The sequence below is a fragment of the Bacteroides sp. D22 genome, assembly GCF_000163675.1.
GTDB classification, from domain to species: Bacteria; Bacteroidota; Bacteroidia; order Bacteroidales; family Bacteroidaceae; genus Bacteroides; species Bacteroides xylanisolvens.
The window spans coordinates 65,737-87,359 of sequence record NZ_GG774812.1 but is presented as its reverse complement, the minus strand read 5'-3'; the positions used below and the strand labels follow the sequence as shown (position 1 = coordinate 87,359).

The window sequence follows — 21,623 nt, the reverse complement described above, 5'->3', positions numbered from 1 at the left end:
TTATAATTTTGAGGCCAAACCCAATTAAATCTATCAAACTTTTAAAAGATCAAACAAATGAATTTAAAAAAAATGATGATGGCTTCTGCCCTTCTAATGGCTGCTTGTTGTATGCAGGCACAGACAAAAGTGATAGCTCACCGCGGTTTCTGGAAAACTCCGGGATCATCGCAGAACAGTATTTCATCACTTCTAAAAGCAGACTCCATCGGTTGTTACGGTTCAGAATTTGACGTATGGATCGCGAAGGATAACAAGCTGGTGGTTAACCATGATCCTGTATATAAGATGAGGCCGATGGAATATTCCAAAGGTGATGCACTGACCGGACTTAAATTATCCAACGGAGAAAACTTACCCAGCCTGGAACAGTATCTGGAAACCGGAAAAAACTGTAAAACCCAATTGATTCTCGAACTGAAAGCGCATAGCAACAAGAAACGTGAGACTAAAGCGGTACAAGGAATTGTTGCCATGGTGAAGAAAATGGGACTGGAAAACCGTATGGAATATATCACGTTCTCTCTACATGCCATGAAAGAGTTTATCCGTCTGGCTCCTGCCGGTACTCCGGTATATTACCTTAACGGAGAATTGTCTCCCAAAGAGTTGAAAGAACTGGGTGCTGCCGGTCTGGACTATCACATGGGAGTGATTAAGAAACACCCCGAATGGATCAAAGAAGCTCACGACCTCGGCTTGAAAGTCAACGTATGGACAGTAGACGAAGTAGAAGATATGAAATGGCTGATCGAACAAAAGGTAGATTTCATCACCACTAACGAACCGGTCATCTTACAAGAAGAACTTAAAAAGCTTCAATAAGAAAAAATATTCACATATTAAAGAATTTAATATCTGGCTTTAAGGAAACGGAATCTTCCTTTAAAAGAAACAGATTGTTTCTCGGTGTCAAACGGGTGTTTCCTTTAAAAGGAAACACCCGTTTCTTTAAATGAAAAAATGCTCTTCTATAATACTCTTAATACCAACACTTTAGAAATATCAATCTTTTAACGAAAAAAGAAAAGAGTCCTTTTTATGAATACCAATAAAAGATTACAGACAATTCATTGAAAATCATCCAATACCTCTTTTAATTCTTCTACCGTAAGCTCTCCTACCTGCCTCCAAAGTTCATGCCCCTTATGCAATAGAAGGAAAGCCGGTACTGTTTCTACATTATGAGCATCAGCAATTGCTCTATTCTCTTCTGCATTCACTCTAATCAATTCCACAGTTCTCTTTTCGTAAGTTCGAAGCACAGGCCCTATCCACTCATAATGAGGGGACCAATCGGCATAGAACACCACCAACACCAAATGGTTGGTTTTAATAGCTGTTTCTAATTGTTTCTCTATATTCATATCGCTACGTTTTTATATTAATGATAGTGCTAAAACAATGAATACAGAAAAAGGTTCTTCAAAACACTCCGCGAACAATATGATAGAGAAATAAGGATTTTCACTTTCATATCGTCAAAAGAAAAAGAATATATTTCTTGTTTTTATAACTGGTTTTATGGATTATTAGGACTAAATATTCTTCATATATTATGAAAGAATATGCAAAGCAATTCGCTCAAATAACAGTTTATTAATATATGAATATATATAATTCCAAATTATAACTAAACATAGCCGTATGAAAGGCAATTATAAGTTCACAGAAAATTAATAGAGATTAGACATACTTTTCAATAAAATATAAAGCAAAAAGTCATATCTTTGCATTGTAATAAAACAAAAGGATACAACAACCAATAAATACCAATCAAAATGACAGTAAGAATTAAGTTCACTAAAATGCATGGAGCAGGAAATGACTACATATATGTAGATACGACCAGATATCCGATAGCAGACCCTGAAAAGAAAGCGATCGAATGGAGCAAGTTTCATACAGGAATCGGAAGCGATGGACTAATATTGATTGGTGTCTCTGATAAAGCGGATTTCAGTATGCGTATTTTCAATGCCGACGGTTCGGAAGCAATGATGTGTGGTAATGGTAGCCGCTGCGTAGGCAAATATGTATATGAATACGGATTGACTGATAAAACAGAAATAACTTTGGATACACTATCGGGAATTAAAATTCTGAAATTGCAGGTAGAGGGAAAAACAGTCAGTACAGTCACCGTAGATATGGGCAGTCCGCAAGAAACAGGAGAGATTGATTGGGGAAAGAAATATCCTTTCCAATCTACTAAAGTATCAATGGGTAATCCTCATCTTGTCACATTTATTGATGACATTACCCGAATTAATCTGCCGGAAATCGGTCCTGAACTGGAGAATCATCCTCTCTTTCCCGACAGAACGAATGTAGAGTTTGCACAGATCGTCGGTAAAGACACCATACGGATGAGAGTGTGGGAAAGAGGATCGGGAATTACTCAAGCTTGCGGAACAGGTGCCTGCGCCACAGCAGTAGCCGCCTTCATCAACGGACTTGCAGGAAGAAAAAGCGATGTGATAATGGATGGAGGGACAGTTACCATCGAATGGGATGAAACCTCCGGACATATATTAATGACCGGACCGGCAACCAAGGTTTTCGATGGGGAAATTGTTGAAGAAGTTGAGAGTTGAGAATGGAGAGTTGAGAATGAATAGTAATAGAAACTTAAAACAATAACAATATGGCATTAGTAAACGAGCATTTTTTAAAATTACCGGGAAGTTATTTATTCTCGGATATAGCGAAAAAGGTAAATACTTTCAGGATAACACATCCCAAACAGGACATCATCCGGCTAGGTATCGGCGACGTTACGCAGCCACTTCCTCCAGCCTGTATAGAAGCAATGCATAAAGCGGTAGAAGAACTGGCCGGCAAAGATACATTCCGCGGATATGGTCCTGAACAGGGATATGATTTTCTGATTGAAGCAATCATAAAGAACGATTTCGCTCCACGCGGGATTCATTTCTCGGCATCCGAGATTTTTGTCAGTGACGGGGCTAAAAGCGATACCGGAAATATAGGTGATATTCTTCGCCACGACAATAGCGTAGGTGTTACAGATCCCATTTATCCGGTTTACATAGACAGTAACGTTATGTGCGGACGCGCCGGAGTATTGGAAGAAGAAACGGGTAAATGGAGCAACGTTACTTATATGCCTTGCACAAGTGAGAACAACTTTATCCCGGAAATTCCGGACAAACGGATAGACATCGTTTATCTCTGTTATCCGAACAACCCGACAGGGACCACCTTAACCAAACCGGAACTGAAAAAGTGGGTGGATTATGCCTTGGCAAACGATACACTGATTCTGTTCGATGCCGCTTACGAGGCATATATCCAGGACGAGAATGTCCCCCACTCTATCTATGAGATTAAAGGAGCTAAAAAGTGCGCGATTGAATTCCGTAGTTTTTCAAAAACGGCAGGATTTACAGGAGTACGCTGCGGATATACCGTGGTTCCGAAAGAGCTCACTGCCGCCACTCTGGAAGGCGATCGCATACCACTCAACAGATTGTGGAACCGTCGCCAGTGTACTAAGTTTAACGGCACTTCTTATATTACCCAACGGGCAGCAGAAGCCGTTTACAGTGCAGAAGGCAAGGCACAGATTAAGAAAACAATCGACTATTATATGACCAACGCAAAAATCATGAAGGAAGGATTGGAAGCCACAGGACTGAAAGTATACGGCGGCGTCAACGCTCCCTACTTGTGGGTGAAAACTCCGAACGGACTTTCTTCATGGCGATTCTTCGAACAGATGTTGTATGAAGCCAATGTGGTCGGTACTCCCGGTGTAGGTTTCGGGCCAAGCGGTGAAGGGTATATCCGTTTAACTGCGTTCGGCGAACGCAACGACTGTATCGAAGCGATGAGAAGAATAAAAAACTGGCTCTGATTGAATGAATAATGGATAGCGGGAAATAGAAAGTTCAACATGCCCCCATTAAACGGACATCATCATTCCTGCAGGATCAGTTATCCATAATCAGTTATCTATAAAAAACGATAGTATTTTGCGCGCTACTATATAACAAATGGACCGTACATCCACATTTTTCTAACTTTTAAAGGTAAAAAGACGATGAAAACGACGATTAACAACAAATTGGGGGTAATAACAGTAGCATTATTACTGTCAGGACTTGTCCCGTCTACAATGATGGCACAAGATAAGGTAGAAGCTTCCGTTGGAGCAGATTTGGTAAGTGGTTACATCTGGCGCGGTCAGAATTTAGGCGGAGTTAGCGTCCAGCCTTCACTGGGAATCTCTTACAAAGGTTTATCACTCGAAGCATGGGGATCAGTAGGAATTGAATCCAAAGATGCAAAAGAGTTTGATTTAACTCTCGGTTATTCAATTGGTGGATTTAGTGTTTCAATAACGGATTATTGGTTTGATAAAACATATACAGGGGATGTAGACGAATACGGAAAGGAGATTTATACAACCAATAAGTATTTCCAATATGGGGCCTATTCTACAGCACATGTATTTGAAGCACAAGTGGGATATGATTTCGGTCCGCTAGCCGTCAACTGGTACACAAACTTTGCAGGTGCCGACGGTGTAAAAGAAAACGGCAAAAGAGCTTATTCTTCTTACCTCGCACTTAGCGCACCTTTCAAATTAGGAGGTCTCGACTGGACAGTAAATTTAGGTATGGTTCCCTGGGAAACGACTTTTTATAATGGCTATACCAGTGGATTCTGCGTAACAGACATCAGTCTCGGAGCATCCAAGGAGATTAAAATCACAGATTCCTTCTCTGTACCAACATTTGCCAAAGTAACAGTGAACCCTCGCACTGAAGGAGCCTACTTTGCTTTCGGACTAAGTTTTTAAGAGAGAGAATTTACAATACAAAGAGCGTATAGGGATTAGAAAAGGTAGTTAGAGTTTAGATTTTATCGGTTTGTTGTATGGTAACCTGCTATGGCTGCCGCTACCCTATACCTCTTTCTTTTACAGGACACACTAATATTTAAGGTATATGAAAAAGATTGAAGCTATTATCCGTAAAACCAAATTCGAGGACGTAAAAGACGCCCTACTCGAAGCGGACATCGAATGGTTCTCTTATTACGATGTAAGAGGTATTGGAAAAGCACGGCAAGGACGTATCTACCGTGGCGTAGTATATGACACCAGCACCATTGAAAGAATTTTGATCTCTATTGTCGTGCGCGACAAGAATACCGAGAAAACAGTGCAGGCTATCATCAAAGCTGCACAGACCGGAGAAATCGGTGACGGACGTATTTTCGTCATTCCTATCGAAGACGCTATCCGCATACGCACTGCCGAACGTGGTGACATAGCCCTCTACAATGCAGAACAAGAACGTTAAATAAGATTATACTATTATGGATACAAAATATAAAAGCCATAGCTTCGTAAAGCTGTGGATAGCCACTACTATATTCATTTTGTGCTGTTTTACTACTGATATGTCGGCACAAAACACAGCTGCTGCCGATACAGTTGCAGCAGTTACAGAAACAATTACCGAAGTCGTTACCGCTCCTGCTGAAGAAGCATCAGCAGCTCCCGATACGCTTGGTGAATTAGCTCTTGGATTGAATACTGTATGGATGTTGCTTGCAGCAATGCTCGTATTCTTCATGCAGCCGGGATTTGCATTAGTAGAAGCAGGTTTTACCAGAGTGAAAAATACTGCCAACATTCTGATGAAGAACTTTGTAGACTTCATGTTCGGCTCTTTACTATACTGGTTTATCGGTTTCGGATTGATGTTCGGCGCAGGCGGATTCATCGGAATGCCCCACTTCTTCGACCTTTCTTTCATTGATAATGGTCTGCCAACCGAAGGATTCCTCATATTCCAAACCGTATTCTGTGCGACAGCAGCTACAATTGTATCAGGAGCCATGGCAGAACGTACAAAATTCTCCATGTATATCGTCTACACCATCTTTATCAGTGTACTGATTTATCCGATATCCGGTCACTGGACATGGGGCGGAGGCTGGTTGATGAACGGTGAAGAAGGTTCTTTCATGATGAGTCTCTTCGGAACCACCTTCCATGACTTTGCCGGTTCTACGGTCGTTCACTCTGTAGGTGGATGGATTGCTTTGGTAGGTGCTGCCATTCTTGGTCCCCGTATCGGTAAATATGGTAAAGACGGCAAATCAAAAGCTATCCCAGGTCATAGCCTGACTATTGCCGCACTAGGCGTATTCATTCTTTGGTTCGGATGGTTCGGGTTCAACCCCGGTTCTCAATTGGCAGCAGCAACCGAAGCCGATGCTATCGCCATCTCCCACGTATTCCTGACAACGAATCTGGCTGCTTGTGCCGGTGGTTTCTTCGCTCTGTTGGTGAGCTGGATGAAATATGGAAAACCTTCCCTGTCATTGACACTGAATGGTATCTTGGCAGGGTTGGTAGGCATCACAGCAGGATGTGACGCAGTATCTCCTGCAGGAGCAGCCTTAATAGGTGCAATATGTGGTGTCGTAATGATATTCTCCGTTGACTTCATTGACAAGGTGTTAAAGATAGACGATCCGGTAGGTGCATCTTCTGTACATGGTGTTTGTGGCTTTTTAGGAACTATTCTTACAGGTTTGTTCTCCACCAGTGAAGGTTTATTCTATGGCTACGGTTTCGGGTTCCTCGGTGCACAAATATTTGGAGCATTGGTAGTAGGTGCATGGGCAGCAGGCATGGGATTCATCATTTTCAAAACGCTTGATAAGATTCACGGACTTCGCGTTCCGGCACGTATCGAAGAAGAAGGTCTTGATATTTACGAACACGGAGAATCGGCTTACAACTAATTTAGTGATGAACGGTTTAGTGATTAGTGAAAGACAGCTACACACAACTTACTACTAACCACTACCCCGCTAATCACAGTAAAAACTTCCGGACAGGTTTGATCGCCTTTCCGGGAACCACATAACAAAGTAATTATTTACTCTAACATATTTAACAACAAATCAAATCAGGTATTATGTCAAAACTTAGATTCAGAGTAGTAGAGACAGCTTTCAAAAAGAAAGCTGTTGAGGTAGCAACACCTGCCGAACGTCCTTCGGAGTATTTCGCCAAGTATGTATTCAACAAGGAGAAAATGTTCAAATACCTTCCCAGCAAGGTATACAATGCACTGATTGACGCCATTGACAACGGTGCTCCGCTAGATCGCAGTATTGCCGACGAGGTAGCTGCCGGCATGAAGAAATGGGCCATCGAAATGGGTGTTACTCATTATACGCACTGGTTCGCACCGCTGACCGAAGGCACAGCTGAAAAACATGATGCTTTCGTTGAACATGACGGCAAAGGTGGTATGATGGAAGAATTTACTGGTAAACTGCTTGTACAGCAGGAACCGGATGCTTCTTCTTTCCCGAATGGCGGTATCCGTAACACATTCGAAGCCCGTGGTTACAGCGCATGGGACCCCTCATCACCTGCTTTCATTGTAGATGATACACTTTGCATCCCAACTGTGTTTATTGCATATACCGGTGAAGCTCTCGACTATAAAGCTCCCTTGCTGAAAGCATTGCGTGCCGTAGATAAAGCTGCTGTAGACGTATGTCGTTACTTCAACCCGGAAGTGAAAAAAGTAGTTGCTTACTTGGGCTGGGAACAGGAATACTTCCTCGTAGACGAAGGATTGTATGCCGCACGCCCGGACTTGCTAATGACCGGTCGTACTTTGATGGGACATGACAGTGCCAAAAACCAACAGTTGGAGGACCACTACTTCGGTGCTATCCCCACCCGCGTAGCCGCTTTCATGAAGGATCTCGAAATTGAAGCGTTAAAGCTGGGTATTCCTGTTAAGACCCGTCACAACGAGGTTGCCCCGAACCAGTTCGAGTTAGCCCCCATCTTTGAAGAGTGTAACCTTGCTAACGACCATAACTTGCTGATTATGTCATTGATGCGTAAGGTTAGTCGCCGTCATGGTTTCCGCGTACTGCTTCATGAAAAACCTTTTAAGGGCGTCAACGGATCGGGCAAACACAACAACTGGTCGCTGGGAACTGACACGGGCATTTTATTAATGGGACCGGGTAAGACTCCGGAAGATAACCTGCGTTTTGTTACTTTCGTCGTAAACACATTGATGGCAGTTTATCATCATAACGGATTGTTGAAAGCTTCTATCTCCAGCGCTACCAACGCCCATCGTCTGGGAGCTAATGAGGCACCTCCTGCCATCATCTCCTCTTTCCTAGGGAAGCAATTGTCGCAGGTATTGGATCACATTGAAAACAGTACGAAAGATGATTTGATTAGTCTTAGCGGCAAACAGGGAATGAAGTTGGATATTCCGCAGATTCCAGAATTATTGATTGATAATACTGACCGTAACCGTACCTCTCCTTTTGCTTTCACCGGAAACCGTTTTGAGTTCCGTGCCGTAGGTTCCGAGGCAAACTGTGCGTCTGCCATGATTGCATTGAACTCTGCCGTAGCAGACCAATTGGTGAAGTTTAAAAAAGATGTGGATGCTTTGATTGAAAAAGGAGAACCTAAAGTGTCCGCCATTCTTGAAATTATCCGTGGATATATCAAGGAATGTAAAGCGATTCATTTTGACGGCAATGGTTACAGCGACGAATGGAAGAAAGAAGCAGCCCGCCGTGGACTGGATTGCGAAACCAGTGTTCCTGTTATCTTCGATAACTACCTGAAACCGGAAACCATTGCCATGTTCGAAGCTACCGGTGTAATGACAAAGAAAGAACTGGAAGCCCGCAACGAAGTGAAATGGGAAACGTATACGAAGAAGATTCAGATCGAGGCGCGTGTATTGGGTGATTTGGCTATGAACCATATCATTCCGGTGGCCACTCAATATCAAACGGATTTAATTAATAATGTCTATAAGATGCAATCTCTTTTCCCGGCAGAAAAGGCAGCGAAATTGTCTGCTAAAAACCTGGAACTTATTGAAGAGATTGCCGACCGCACAGCCTTCATCAAGGAACATGTAGATGCAATGATTGAAGCTCGTAAGGTTGCGAACAAGATAGAAAGCGAACGGGAAAAAGCCATTGCCTACCACGACACGATCGTTCCGGCACTGGAAGAAATCCGCTACCACATCGATAAGTTGGAACTCATTGTTGACAACCAGATGTGGACGCTTCCGAAATACAGGGAACTGTTATTTGTGAGATAGAAAAGAAGAACGGTGAACGATAAACGGTGAACGGCGAACAAGTTGTATTGCAACGCATTTACACTCACAGTTCATCGTTATGAAATTATCTATTTCTTTTGTTGGTTGTTTTAAGTTTGCGGGGAGGGGTGCTGTGAAGCAGTCCTCTTCTTTTTTATTCGATTATCTTTGCATCCTCAATATCATCATCGTCATGTACCACCGGAGTCTTCGGACGACGACGGTCAAACTTGAACCAGTTGATTAATTCGGTAAGCGAATAAACCAAACTACTCACACCAATAATTATAAATGCAGTATTACGTGCTCCCGTCGGATTAAACAAAGCGATGATACCTGCAATAAGAATCAATGAAGGAACCAGGTAAAACGCTCCCGGAACAGGCATCCACCGACGTGCCATCGATAAAGAAGCAATCTGTTGCACTCCTCCCATTATCAGGATAAATCCCAATAGAAACATCAGAACATCTGCAAAGAATTCAGGCATCACAATCAGCCAAAGTCCAAATAATAAACTGCCGATTCCTTCTATCGGGAAACGGGGAGCCGCCTCACCTTCCTGTCTTTTCCGGCCGAAATAGCCAAAAAGGCTGATAACACCGGGAATCAAAAAGGCAACACCAACTGTAATGACAATATAGCTGGCAGCCGCATTTGGCCAAATAACGAGCACCAATCCTATTACAAGTGCAAAGAGAATACGAATAAGGGAATAATTCATTGTTTTCATAAATTCTATATTTTTTAACCGGGTCTGTTTCAATACTTTTGCGAATATAAGTGTTTCTACTGATATATAAAAATAACAAATAAACATTGTAATAAGTTCGTAATAATATCGTTATGACGATTACATCCCACATTGATATTTCTGCAGAAAATTTAGACAGTTCCCTTTCAGTATGAAACAAAGTGAAATAAAAAAAATCACTGCAAGATATATATGAAACATTGAAAGCTCTCTACCGAACAATGTATCAAGCAATATAAGTTGAAACCGGACCGGGCCGATGTTATTATTCCTGCTGCTGAAATATTTCTTGAGATAGCTACTCATATAAAAGCCACCAGAATTATTGTACCTACCATCGGACTGTTCGACGATATCATCAATAGTCTGTACACGCAAAAGATGAACAAGGTTTAATTCTCTACAATCTTGATGCATCAATACACAAAACTCCTGATACTAGTGTATATTCAAACTTTGTATCGGGAGTTTTTGTCTCATCTTGCTATAATGTACAGATTCGTCCTTAAAGAGGTAAATATTCAAATTTTGTTCTCTATATTTGTGTAACTATATATTTGATAAGATGGATATAAAACTTAGAATTGAACAACCTTCGGATTATAATGAAACCGAAAATGTCACACGGGAAGCCTTTTGGAATCATTTTTCTCCGGGATGTGACGAACATTATCTCCTTCATATCATGCGTAACCATCCAAAGTTTGTACCGGAACTCGATATTGTTGCAGAACTTAATGGCAAGATTGTCGGCAATGTGGTCTGCCTTAAATCATTTATCATGGCGGATGACGGTAACCAATATGAAGTATTGAGTCTGGGGCCCATTTCTGTTCTTCCCGAATATCAACAGAAAGGTATTGGAGGAAAAATGATTGCGCTGACCAAAGAACGAGCTTTTGATATGGGATTTCGTGCCATTTTACTTTGCGGTGACCCGGATTATTACCTCCGGCAAGGATTCATTCCTGCTGAAACATTAGGGATTCGCACCGAAGATAATATGTATGCCACAGCTCTTCATGTTTATGAATTATATGATAATGCTTTAGCCAACGCTAAAGGACGTTACATAGAAGATGAAATATATCAGGTCGATAAATCAGCTGCTAATGAGTTCGATAAGCGATTCCCTCCAAAGGAAATTATAGTTGGCACTCCGTCACAAAAGCGGTTCGATCAGATAGTAGTGATGCGGAGAAAAGCGATTTAAGTTTATTCAACCTTAAATCGCTTGATTTGTACATTACAGAAGTTCTATCGTGCTATGCCATCAAGCAACTATTATTCAACATAGCTACTATTCTTTGTCTCTTCATAGTTACAAAGCATTAAAATATATAATTGAGACAGAGAGAAAAAATGCCTTAACAATTGATGAAACCTATCTTATAGAAACTATAGTTTACAAAAAGTCACCATTGACACTTTGTAATTCTTAATCTACCAGGAATCGTTTCTTTCCTCCCTTTTATTGGAATAAAGAGTTTCTGTCACTGTAGAGGAATTTGCTCAAATCGTTATTCTATAATCAGGCACGATATATACACTTTTTGATACATCATCAAAGATTTTACCACCAAAGAGATATTATCTATACTAATAAAGTTCCCTTTTATTCTTTTCTATTTATCATTATCAAAGACCGAAGTAGAAAAATCAATGGAAGGAAAGTAGAAAATACTAACAATATTTACGACATAGCGACACTATCCCAATGGTTTGCTTACTCTATCCATAGCTTTTGGTGACATTATCCGCATCTTTTGCTTACTTTATCCTTATGTTTTTTACAAATATAACGATGCTTTTCAGTGAAAAACACGGTGTCTTTGTACAAAATAAGCAAAATTTTCAGCATTTTAAAGGTTTTTGCTTGCTAACAAAGAGAAATAACAAAACATGTGAGATAGCAAAATCCCTGATTACACAAACAATCGTCAGTATAATCAGGGATTCTAAAACTTTATGTAAAAAGTGTAGAGATGACGAAAAGTTTAGTACTGAATCACCTTGTCACTACTAACAGTCTTATACCAATCTGTGGTTGAGCTCTGATCGTGTGCCCAATCTGCAAATTTAGAATATGCATTCGTTATCACTGTTGTTTCTGTTGGATAAGCAAATTTATCAGGAACGCAAAGAGCCCAAGTATTATTAACTGCCTTGATTACTTCGAGCACTTCATTATCTGCCAATTGCCCATTCGCCGTAGCCGAATTAAAATGAGTCAAATGGATTTCCGTTCTCTTTTGACCTATCCCCTGATAAGCAATGAAGAAGTCTAAGCCATCTGTCACACTAGGGACAGATATTGTATTCTTAAGTTTGACGTTCACTTCAAGAATGTATATATCGGTCAGAGGGGTACTAGCATTCCCTGTATTCAACATGAGACGTTGTGCTCCTGTATATCCATATATAATGTGCGTCTCCTAAATGCGCTGTCACTGTACCATTTTCAATCGCTACCGGTTGAACCAGATAGCGTTTGTGCTCATCTATGCGTGCAACAAACACCTTATCAAGCGCTGTTGCACAATCCATCACCACATTCAAAGTCGTACTTTGATTGACAGTTCCTTCCGCTAAGAGTTTTGCTGTACTTCCCGGACTTAATGGATCGGCATCAAATATTTGTATCTTATAATCTACTCCCTGATCTCCATTAACTGACACACACGCTATCACACTTCGTGACACTGTCCAATCACCATCAAGATCGATGTTTTTTACAGGAAAAGTTTCTTCGTAAATTTGCTTCAGTTGATCTGCATCAAACAGATTTTTCTCATTATCAACACAACTGATAAAACTGATGGAAGACGCCAACAACGAGAAAGTGAATACTTTTGCAATGTTCTGTTTCATAATCTTTTAATGCTTTAGTTTGTTTTATTTGCGAAAAACATAAATCACTACTAATCAATAATCAGCAATGAACGCACAAAGATAATTGTATTTATAAACATTATACAGATTACATTGCATTTTCCGATTTGCAGTTAACATCTTTTAAAGCGCCTCACTCTAATTATTTATATTAGATGACAGTTAGTTATATCGTTGAATATAAAAATTTTAATACTATTTATTCAATAGTATACAGCAAAAAAAAGAGTTGCATGGAAATATGCAACTCTTCATAAAAAGACAAAGATTCAGCGCTACAAATCTCTATTTCTTTCATCTCCCCCATTGACAAGATAAAAATCAAAGACTAAAAGGGGAAAATCAATGGCAATACAAAAATCATCACGATTCCCATAATAATCTGCAACGGTAATCCTACTTTTACATAATCCATAAAAGTATATTGTCCGGCAGGCATCACCAAGGCATTAGGCGGCGTAGAGAACGGAGAAGCAAAACACATACTTGCACCTACCGTCACGGCAAACAGGAAAGGAACCGGACTGACTCCAATCTGTATGGCACTTTGCAAAGCAATCGGAGCAAGCAAAACAGCGGTGGCCGTATTACTAATAAACATCGTCATCAACGAAGTCGTAAAATAAATACCTGCCATCAATGCAATCGGTCCATATGATCCCAAACCGTTCACCAATGTATTGGAAATATATTCCGAAGCTCCCGTTTTCTCCAATGCCAGAGACATAGGGAGCATGGCAGCAATCAATACAATACTTTCCCAGTTGATCGTTTTATAAGCCGCTTCCACATTGCGGAAACATCCCGTAAGCACCATCAATATACCCGCTATCATAACGGCTGTAACCGGAGCTACCGGAATGAAATCAAAAACCATCATTGCCACCATTAACACCATAATAGCAGCTGCTACCGGAGCTTTATAATCTAACGTAACTTTAGCCGCTTCCGCCAAAGGTTGCCCCAAAACAACCCAATCAGCATCTTCCTTGCTAAGACGGGCTATATTATTCCATGTTCCTTGCACCAAAAGCACGTCACCACTATGAATACGCTCATTCCCCAAATCTTGCAATAAATATTCCTTTTTACGACGAACCCCTAATACGTTCACATTAAACTTATCACGGAAACCAGCTTCTTTAATTGTCTGGTTTATCAAATTAGAAGATGGCATCAATACTATTTCAGCAATACCGATATCATAAAAATCAAGCGAATTAGTCGTACTTTTTGTTTCTTCCGTTGCATGGTCGCCCAAGCTCTCCAACAGGTAATCTTCCGCAAAGAGTTGCACCTTATCAAAGTCTCCAGTCACATACAAAATATCCTCTACTTCTAACATCGTGTCCGGTGCAGCAAACTTTTGAGTAATCGTTTTCAGAAAACGATGTTGCGATGCATCACCACGACGAACTTCCATAATATTCAAACCATATTTACGACGAATATCCAGATCGATTATTGTCTTCCCCAAAAGCCGTGAATCTTTTATCACCTGTAAACGAAACAAGTTACTGGAGAGTCCATATTCATTAACCAACTGTTTCAATGACTTGCCCGAACGTTTATTATCATCTTTCTGTCCTTTTTTAGAAAGAAACCATTTACTAAGCGGCATCAGAACCAGTGTACCGACAATTACACAGACAATGCCGACAGGCAGGAAAGAGAAGAAAGAAAGCGGCTCAAGTCCGGCGGAAGTCAACGTATTCTGTATCACAAGGTTCGGCGGAGTACCAATCAGAGTCATCATACCTCCCATACTACTTGCAAAAGCCAACGGCATCAACAGCCTGCTGGGATTCATGCCAGCACTCATCGCCAGACTAACAACAATAGGAAGCATCAATGCCACCGTACCTGTGTTACTGACAAACGCGCCAATGACAGAAGTCACCAACATCACCAATAGAAACAACCGGATCTCACTGGTTCCCGCAAGTTTAAGAATTCGGGAACTAATCATTTTTGCCAGTCCCGTCTGGAAAATAGCCCCTCCTACAACAAACAATCCGATCATCATAATGACTACCGAATTGGAAAAACCGGAGAGTGCCTCGTCAGGAGTTAATATCTGAAAAACAAGTAAGGCTATCAGCGCACATAGTGCCACAATATCCGAACGAACCTTGCCGTTCACGAAAAAGACAGCCGAAAGAACGAGAATAATAATGGTTATCAGCATACGTAATTAAATGATTGTTTTATTTTGACTCTATCAAAACTAATTTAGGTGAACAAAAATAGAAAATACTCCAGCGTTATTAAAACAAATTAGAAATGATTTTAGTTCATGAGACATCATTTAATATTTTAATACATTTTACCTCTAAAAAAAGATTCAACATCACTCTAAACATCATACTATATAGGAATAATAAGATACCATACACCCACATTCTACACATTATATTTTATTACATCCTCACAATGTAACATTGAAAAATAATAGATTTATGTATTATCTTTTTGATAGTTAAAGAACAATTCATATCTTTACACCCTATTTATATCAAACATTTTATGGCAAACAATATTTTGTTAATTTTCTGGATTGGTGAAGTACCTTGGGGTTATAATTATTTACTGGTAATTATTTTACTCCTTATCATCAGCATTTTATTATATAGAATCCACAAATTACACAAAACGATTAAAAAGACCAATCATTCCTATCGTTTTTCTTTTGATATTCTCGACAACCTTCCTTTTCCGATCTTCGTAAAAGACATTGCAAATGATTTCCGATACTATTACTGGAATAAAGAATCAGCCGTTCAATCCGGTATCAGTAGTGAAGAGGCTATCGGACATACTGACTACGAAATATACGGAGAAGAAAGAGGAGAAAAATACCGGAATATCGACAAAGAACTCGTACAAGAAGGCAAAGTATACCGCAAAGAAGAAAAATATATCACTCCCGATGGAATCACCCATGATACGATTGCTGTAAAATCAATTATTTCATGGGAAGGGGAAAAAAGATGGCTACTGGCAACCCGATGGGAGATCACTCAACTCAAGAATTATGAAAGAGAATTGGTTGCAGCCAAAGAAGAACTGGAAAAAGCATTAAAGAAGCAGAAACTAGCTCTAAAAAGTATTGACTTCGGGCTTATCTATATTGATAAAAATTACCGGGTGCAATGGGAAGAAACAAGACAAATCGCCAGCCTGGTAAAAGGAAGACGATACATACCGGGAAAAATTTGCTATCAGACCAGTGCACTTCGTAATGAACCATGTGGACAATGTGCTTTCAAGAAAGCAATCGAACAAGGCAAAATAATCCGACATACAATCAGAGTAGACGATGTAGATTTTGAAGTGACCGCAACTCCCGTTTTTGGCGACGAAAAAGAAACTGAAATTATTGGCGGATTACTTCGTTTTGAAAACATCACAGAAAAACTAAAAATGAATAGAATGTTGCAAGAGGCAAAGGAAAAAGCCGAAGAATCCAATCGACTAAAATCTGCCTTTCTCGCTAATATGAGCCATGAAATACGAACCCCACTAAACGCAATTGTAGGATTTTCCGAAATGGTTTGCCAGACAGAAGAGGAAGAAGAGAAACAGGAGTTCGTGAAAATAATCTCCAGCAACAATATCTTATTATTGCAACTGATAGACGATATTCTGGATCTTTCCAAAATCGAAGCCGGTACTATGGAATTCACATTTGCGCAAACTGACATTAATGAACTGATGGAAGGTATTTGCAGACAAATGCAAGAAAAAAACTCTTCACCGGACGTACAAATCGTATTCACAGAGAGAGCAAATCAATGTATTATTAATACAGACCGCATACGCTTATCACAGGTTATCATCAACTTTACAAACAATGCCTTAAAATTCACTTCCAAAGGTTCTATCGAAATGGGATACCGGATTGAAGAAGCAAGTGATGAAATATACTTTTATGTAAAAGATACAGGTATCGGAATTCCTGCTGACAAAATAGACAAGGTGTTCGAACGTTTCGTCAAACTGAATTCGTTTATTAAAGGAACAGGTCTCGGACTAGCCATCTGTCGTGTCATAGTAGAGCGGCTGGGAGGAGTTATCGGAGCGGAATCTAAAGAAGGAGAAGGTTCTTGTTTCTGGTTCAAAATTCCAAGAACAGAGAATATTGAGAAATAGTAAACAGAATACCGAAAAGCCTTGGATTTATAAAATCACTCTTTTTGCTGTTACTGATTATGAAGTATACCCTGTAAGATGATAATACTGCCCCGCTACTTTACATTATTACCACTACTAATGAAATGTACCCCAAAAGTTTTATATCCAACTTTTAGGGTACACATTTTATTTAGCAAGAAGGATTTTTCGGAAACCTTCTTATTCTATAAACTTCATGTAAGAGTGTGCCTAAAGTGCAGTCTCTAATATTCTACGAGCAACAGCACCTGTTACATTTCCATTCTCACCATATTTAGCACCACGTTCATTGAAGCGGCGTTCGATTTCCAGAATAGTTTCCTGTCCGATGTTCTCTTCATGCAAACGTGTAGTCAGTCCCAGTGAACGGAAAAATTCTTCGGTACGGCAAATTGCTTCATCAATCCGCTCTTCTCTCGTACCGGAAGTAATTCCCCAAACTCTTTCACCATACTGCAAAAGCTTATCCCCTTTTTCTTCATGAAGCACTTGCAACGTGGCAGGAAGAACAATGGCTAACGTATGGCCATGTGTCAATCCGTGCAAAGCAGTAATTTCATGCCCGATCATGTGAGTAGCCCAGTCTTGAGACACTCCCATAGCAATAAATCCATTCAATGCCATTGTAGCCGAAAGCATAAAATCAGCCATCAGTTGATAATCATGCTGGTTTTCACGAATTTTCGGAGCAATCTCCACCAGAGTTTGCAGAATACCTTCTGCCCAACGGTCCATAACGCGACTCTGTCCGGAAGTAGTCATATATTGCTCCATCACATGAACATAGGTATCAGCCAATCCACAAGCTACCTGATGAGGTGGCAAGGTAAAAGTTACTTCCGGATCAAGAATAGAGAAGATTGGATAGTTGGCATAAAAAGGATATTTCTCTTTCGTTTCGCGACGGGAAATAACTGCTCCGTTATTCATTTCCGAACCGGTAGCAGGCAAAGTCAATACAGTGGAAAGAGGTACAGTATGAGTTACCGGGCGTCCGGCAAGTACTAAATCCCAGGCATCACCATCATACAGGATTCCTGCGGAAATCAATTTCGTACCGTCAATAACAGAACCGCCGCCAACAGCCAGCAAATAATCCACTTTCTCTTCTTTTCCCAAAGCAATCGCTTTACGGAGAGTTTCGATAGCAGGATTGGGCTCGATTCCCCAAAATTCTACCGTAAAATGGTCCTTCAATGCTTCCTTTACCTGATCGTACACTCCGTTTTTCTTCACGCTTCCGCCGCCAAAAGTAATCATAATACGTTTGTCTAACGGTATTTCTTTAGCCAGCCGGGCAATCATCCCTTTTCCCATGATTAGTTTCACGGGATTTTGAAAAATAAAATTTTCCATATCTTAGTCTATTGTTATTATTTTGGTTATTAGTCACTATCCTTGCAAAGATACATGATTTATCCGAAGCCTGTCAGAATCAAGCAAAGAATTGTTGTGCCACGGAAGGAACCATAGCCGACAACCAGGGTTTCATATCCTCTGCTACCAATAACCAATACAATAATAATATAATGAAAATGGCAATAGCGATACCTACTAAAACTTTTCTCTGTTTCATAATTGTTTTTGTTTAAATATTCAATATTTATAAGAACAGTTCTGGTTGAAAATTGTTCTATATCAGAAAAATGAAGGCAAAAGAGAAAAAAAGTCATATTTTGTTTGCTGTTTCAAACAAAGTGTCTATATTTGCCCCCATAAAATTACAAAAGACAATGAGAACAATGTTAGTAAATACATATTGGTGGTGGCGCCCGTTACAACTCCGACAGTCGTAAGGGAGCAGTGCTCGTATGTATATACCTCATTAAAGATATAACAAATTTGAAAGAGCCCTGTCGCAACCTGCGACAGGGCTCTTTTTATTTACCCCCGTTTCAAAACAGATTCAATAATAACATAAAAATAGATATAGGATTATGAAAAGTTTTTTAGTTGACCAGGATGGCTATTACGGAGAATTCGGCGGTGCTTACGTACCGGAAATCCTCCACAAATGTGTTGAGGAACTAACGAATAAGTACCTCGAAGTGATTGAAAGCGAAGAATTTAAAAAGGAGTTCGACCAGTTGCTACGTGACTACGTAGGACGTCCCTCCCCACTCTATCTGGCCAAACGCCTTTCTGAAAAGTACGGTTGCAAGTTGTATCTGAAGCGGGAAGACCTGAATCATACAGGTGCTCACAAAATCAACAACACCATCGGACAAATCTTACTGGCACGCCGCATGGGAAAGAAGCGTATCATCGCCGAAACCGGAGCCGGACAACATGGAGTAGCAACAGCTACCGTCTGTGCATTGATGGATATGGAATGTATCGTTTATATGGGAAAGACGGACGTAGAACGCCAGCACATCAATGTAGAGAAAATGAAAATGTTGGGAGCCACCGTTATCCCCGTTACTTCCGGCAACATGACTCTGAAAGATGCAACCAACGAAGCGATCCGCGACTGGTGCTGTCATCCTGCCGACACTTATTATATCATCGGATCTACCGTAGGTCCTCATCCCTACCCTGACATGGTAGCACGTCTGCAATCTGTTATCAGCGAAGAAATCAAAAAGCAACTGCAAGAAAAAGAAGGACGCGATTATCCGGATTATCTGATAGCCTGCGTGGGAGGAGGAAGTAATGCTGCCGGAACGATTTATCATTATATCAACGACGAACGGGTAGGCATTATCCTGGCGGAAGCGGGAGGTAAAGGAATAGAAACCGGAATGACCGCCGCTACCATCCAACTCGGCAAAATGGGAATTATCCACGGAGCACGTACCTATGTCATCCAAAACGAGGACGGACAGATAGAGGAACCATACTCCATTTCCGCCGGACTGGATTATCCGGGCATTGGTCCGATACACGCTAACCTTGCCGCCCAAAGCCGTGCCAACGTATTGGCAATCAACGACGACGAAGCGATAGAAGCTGCCTACGAACTAACCAAACTCGAAGGTATTATCCCTGCATTGGAATCCGCCCATGCATTAGGAGCTTTGAAAAAATTGAAGTTCAAGCCGGAAGATATCGTTGTATTGACTGTTTCGGGACGAGGAGACAAAGATATTGAAACCTATTTGTCGTTTAACGAACAGCTATAAATAATTAGTCAACCATCATTCGCAATCAATAATCAAGCAATTATAGAAATGAAAACATTTAATTATACTACCCATAGCAAACAAGTGCTCGGAGATATGCATACTCCCGTTAGCATTTATCTGAAAGTACGCGACATGTATCCTCAATCCGCATTAATGGAAAGTTCCGATTATCATGCCGGAGAAAATTCCCTGTCATTTATAGCCCTTTGTCCCTTGGCAAGCATCGGTGTAAACGGTGGCATTGTCACTGCCAACTATCCCGATAATAGCCGTACGGAAGAACCGCTGACAAAAACATTCAATGTAGAAAAGGTTATGAACCGGTTTATCAATCAGTTCCAGGTGACCGGAGATAATAAGAATGTGTGCGGACTTTACGGATATACGACGTTTAATGCCGTGAAGTACTTCGAGCACGTCCCGGTGAAAGAAAGTCATGATGAGCAAAACGATGCTCCGGATTTACTATACATATTATATAAGTATGTCATTGTTTTCAATCATTTCAAAAATGAGCTGACATTAGTTGAAATGTTGTCCGAAGGAGAAGAAAGCGGTTTGCCGGAACTGGAAGCAGCCATCGAAAACCGGAATTATGCTTCCTACAATTTCTCTGTAACAGGTCCCGTAACCAGTCCCATCACCGACGAAGAGCACAAAGCAAATGTGCGCAAAGGAATCGCACACTGTATGCGCGGAGATGTTTTCCAAATCGTGCTTTCCAGAAGATTTATCCAACCATACGCCGGAGATGATTTCAAAGTTTATCGCGCACTCCGCAGCATCAATCCTTCTCCTTATCTTTTCTATTTCGACTTCGGAGGATATCGTATCTTTGGTTCTTCGCCAGAAACACATTGCAAAATCGAAAACGGCCGCGCCTACATTGATCCGATTGCCGGAACCACCCGTCGCACGGGAGACACAGTAAAAGACCGCGAATTGACAGAAGCTTTACTGGCCGACCCTAAAGAAAATGCAGAGCATGTCATGCTGGTTGATCTTGCAAGAAACGACCTTTCACGTAATTGCCATGATGTACGCGTGGTATTCTATAAGGAACCGCAATATTATAGCCATGTTATTCACTTGGTAAGCCGTGTCAGCGGTATGCTGAATGAAGGCGCAGACAAAATAAAAACGTTTATTGACACGTTCCCGGCCGGTACGTTAAGCGGTGCCCCCAAAGTACGCGCTATGCAGTTAATCAGTGAAATCGAGCCACATAATCGTGGAGCCTACGGTGGTTGTATCGGTTTTATCGGATTGAATGGCGAATTAAACCAAGCAATCACCATTCGTACTTTTGTAAGCCGCAACAACGAACTCTGGTTCCAGGCCGGAGGAGGTATCGTAGCACGCAGCCAAGATGAATACGAACTGCAAGAGGTGAACAATAAACTGGGAGCACTGAAAAAAGCAATTGATTTAGCTGTCAAACTAAAAAATTAACCATCCCAAATAGTCAGCCTAAAAAATAATTGCTGTTGCCTGAAAAAAGATTCCCGTTGCCTAAACGCT

At 40.8% G+C, this 21,623-nt stretch carries 17 protein-coding genes and 2 pseudogenes; 12 read left to right on the top strand and 7 right to left on the bottom strand.

Annotated features, from left to right (window positions below):
- The first annotated feature begins 57 nt into the window (after positions 1 to 57).
- Positions 58 to 825: a glycerophosphodiester phosphodiesterase family protein gene (locus tag HMPREF0106_RS08215; protein WP_004315731.1), complete on the top strand. Its 768-nt coding sequence runs from the start codon at positions 58 to 60 to the stop codon at positions 823 to 825.
- Positions 826 to 1,070: 245 nt separating this feature from the next.
- Here HMPREF0106_RS08215 and HMPREF0106_RS08220 read toward each other — a convergent pair whose 3' ends face one another.
- Entirely contained in the window at positions 1,071 to 1,367 is a 297-nt protein-coding gene (locus tag HMPREF0106_RS08220; RefSeq protein ID WP_004315730.1) for a thioredoxin family protein, read from the bottom strand.
- A 414-nt stretch (positions 1,368 to 1,781) separates the two neighbouring features.
- Between HMPREF0106_RS08220 and dapF the strand changes: the two genes are divergently transcribed.
- From dapF to HMPREF0106_RS08250, 6 genes are all read left to right on the top strand, one after another.
- Positions 1,782 to 2,597 (top strand): diaminopimelate epimerase, encoded by an 816-nt coding sequence (dapF, locus tag HMPREF0106_RS08225; RefSeq protein WP_004315729.1) that lies wholly within the window; start codon positions 1,782 to 1,784, stop codon positions 2,595 to 2,597.
- 50 nt (positions 2,598 to 2,647) lie between these two features.
- Positions 2,648 to 3,880 (top strand): LL-diaminopimelate aminotransferase, encoded by a 1,233-nt coding sequence (locus tag HMPREF0106_RS08230; protein ID WP_004315728.1) that lies wholly within the window; start codon positions 2,648 to 2,650, stop codon positions 3,878 to 3,880.
- 186 nt (positions 3,881 to 4,066) lie between these two features.
- On the top strand, positions 4,067 to 4,828 hold the full coding sequence (locus HMPREF0106_RS08235; protein ID WP_009040500.1) for a hypothetical protein: 762 nt from the start codon (positions 4,067 to 4,069) through the stop codon (positions 4,826 to 4,828).
- Positions 4,829 to 4,976: 148 nt separating this feature from the next.
- The gene (locus HMPREF0106_RS08240) at positions 4,977 to 5,333 is read left to right on the top strand and encodes a P-II family nitrogen regulator (RefSeq protein ID WP_004303701.1); all 357 of its coding nucleotides are present in this window, start codon (positions 4,977 to 4,979) and stop codon (positions 5,331 to 5,333) included.
- Positions 5,334 to 5,349: 16 nt separating this feature from the next.
- Complete coding sequence (locus tag HMPREF0106_RS08245) at positions 5,350 to 6,789, top strand: ammonium transporter (protein WP_007752233.1); 1,440 nt, start codon at positions 5,350 to 5,352, stop codon at positions 6,787 to 6,789.
- Positions 6,790 to 6,965: 176 nt separating this feature from the next.
- Entirely contained in the window at positions 6,966 to 9,155 is a 2,190-nt protein-coding gene (locus tag HMPREF0106_RS08250; protein ID WP_009040499.1) for a glutamine synthetase III, read from the top strand.
- Between the two features lie 154 nt (positions 9,156 to 9,309).
- Here the strand turns inward: HMPREF0106_RS08250 and HMPREF0106_RS08255 are convergent, their stop codons facing one another.
- Positions 9,310 to 9,888, bottom strand: coding sequence for an HdeD family acid-resistance protein (locus HMPREF0106_RS08255; protein ID WP_007752230.1), 579 nt, complete (start codon positions 9,886 to 9,888; stop codon positions 9,310 to 9,312).
- A gap of 194 nt (positions 9,889 to 10,082) precedes the next feature.
- Between HMPREF0106_RS08255 and HMPREF0106_RS26165 the strand changes: the two are divergent.
- A pseudogene (locus HMPREF0106_RS26165) lies at positions 10,083 to 10,305 on the top strand (Ppx/GppA family phosphatase); the annotation flags it as partial.
- 169 nt (positions 10,306 to 10,474) lie between these two features.
- Positions 10,475 to 11,122, top strand: a complete 648-nt coding sequence (locus HMPREF0106_RS08260) for a GNAT family N-acetyltransferase (protein WP_009040496.1) — start codon at positions 10,475 to 10,477, stop codon at positions 11,120 to 11,122.
- A 784-nt stretch (positions 11,123 to 11,906) separates the two neighbouring features.
- On the opposite strand, the pseudogene HMPREF0106_RS28445 reads toward HMPREF0106_RS08260, so the two are convergent.
- The 3 genes and pseudogenes from HMPREF0106_RS28445 to HMPREF0106_RS08265 form a co-directional block, all read right to left on the bottom strand.
- Positions 11,907 to 12,344: pseudogene (locus HMPREF0106_RS28445) on the bottom strand (LruC domain-containing protein); the annotation flags it as partial.
- On the bottom strand, positions 12,280 to 12,780 hold the full coding sequence (locus HMPREF0106_RS28440; protein ID WP_032851507.1) for a hypothetical protein: 501 nt from the start codon (positions 12,778 to 12,780) through the stop codon (positions 12,280 to 12,282). The pseudogene HMPREF0106_RS28445 and the gene HMPREF0106_RS28440, both read right to left, overlap by 65 nt.
- 349 nt (positions 12,781 to 13,129) lie before the next feature.
- A complete protein-coding gene (locus HMPREF0106_RS08265; RefSeq protein ID WP_009040495.1) occupies positions 13,130 to 14,989 on the bottom strand; it encodes an SLC13 family permease in 1,860 nt (619 codons plus the stop codon).
- Positions 14,990 to 15,327: 338 nt separating this feature from the next.
- Between HMPREF0106_RS08265 and HMPREF0106_RS08270 the strand changes: the two genes are divergently transcribed.
- Positions 15,328 to 16,953 (top strand): PAS domain-containing sensor histidine kinase, encoded by a 1,626-nt coding sequence (locus HMPREF0106_RS08270; RefSeq protein WP_009040494.1) that lies wholly within the window; start codon positions 15,328 to 15,330, stop codon positions 16,951 to 16,953.
- A gap of 231 nt (positions 16,954 to 17,184) precedes the next feature.
- On the opposite strand, the gene HMPREF0106_RS08275 is transcribed toward HMPREF0106_RS08270, so the two are convergent.
- Positions 17,185 to 18,330, bottom strand: coding sequence for an iron-containing alcohol dehydrogenase (locus tag HMPREF0106_RS08275; protein ID WP_009040493.1), 1,146 nt, complete (start codon positions 18,328 to 18,330; stop codon positions 17,185 to 17,187).
- Between the two features lie 79 nt (positions 18,331 to 18,409).
- Positions 18,410 to 18,550, bottom strand: a complete 141-nt coding sequence (locus HMPREF0106_RS27485) for a hypothetical protein (RefSeq protein ID WP_004300101.1) — start codon at positions 18,548 to 18,550, stop codon at positions 18,410 to 18,412.
- 361 nt (positions 18,551 to 18,911) lie between these two features.
- Here HMPREF0106_RS27485 and trpB point away from each other — a divergent pair, with 361 nt between their 5' ends.
- Both trpB and HMPREF0106_RS08285 read left to right on the top strand, forming a co-directional pair.
- The gene (gene trpB / locus HMPREF0106_RS08280; protein ID WP_009040491.1) at positions 18,912 to 20,099 is read left to right on the top strand and encodes a tryptophan synthase subunit beta; all 1,188 of its coding nucleotides are present in this window, start codon (positions 18,912 to 18,914) and stop codon (positions 20,097 to 20,099) included.
- A gap of 48 nt (positions 20,100 to 20,147) precedes the next feature.
- Complete coding sequence (locus tag HMPREF0106_RS08285) at positions 20,148 to 21,554, top strand: anthranilate synthase component I family protein (RefSeq protein ID WP_009040490.1); 1,407 nt, start codon at positions 20,148 to 20,150, stop codon at positions 21,552 to 21,554.
- Positions 21,555 to 21,623 lie beyond the last annotated feature (69 nt).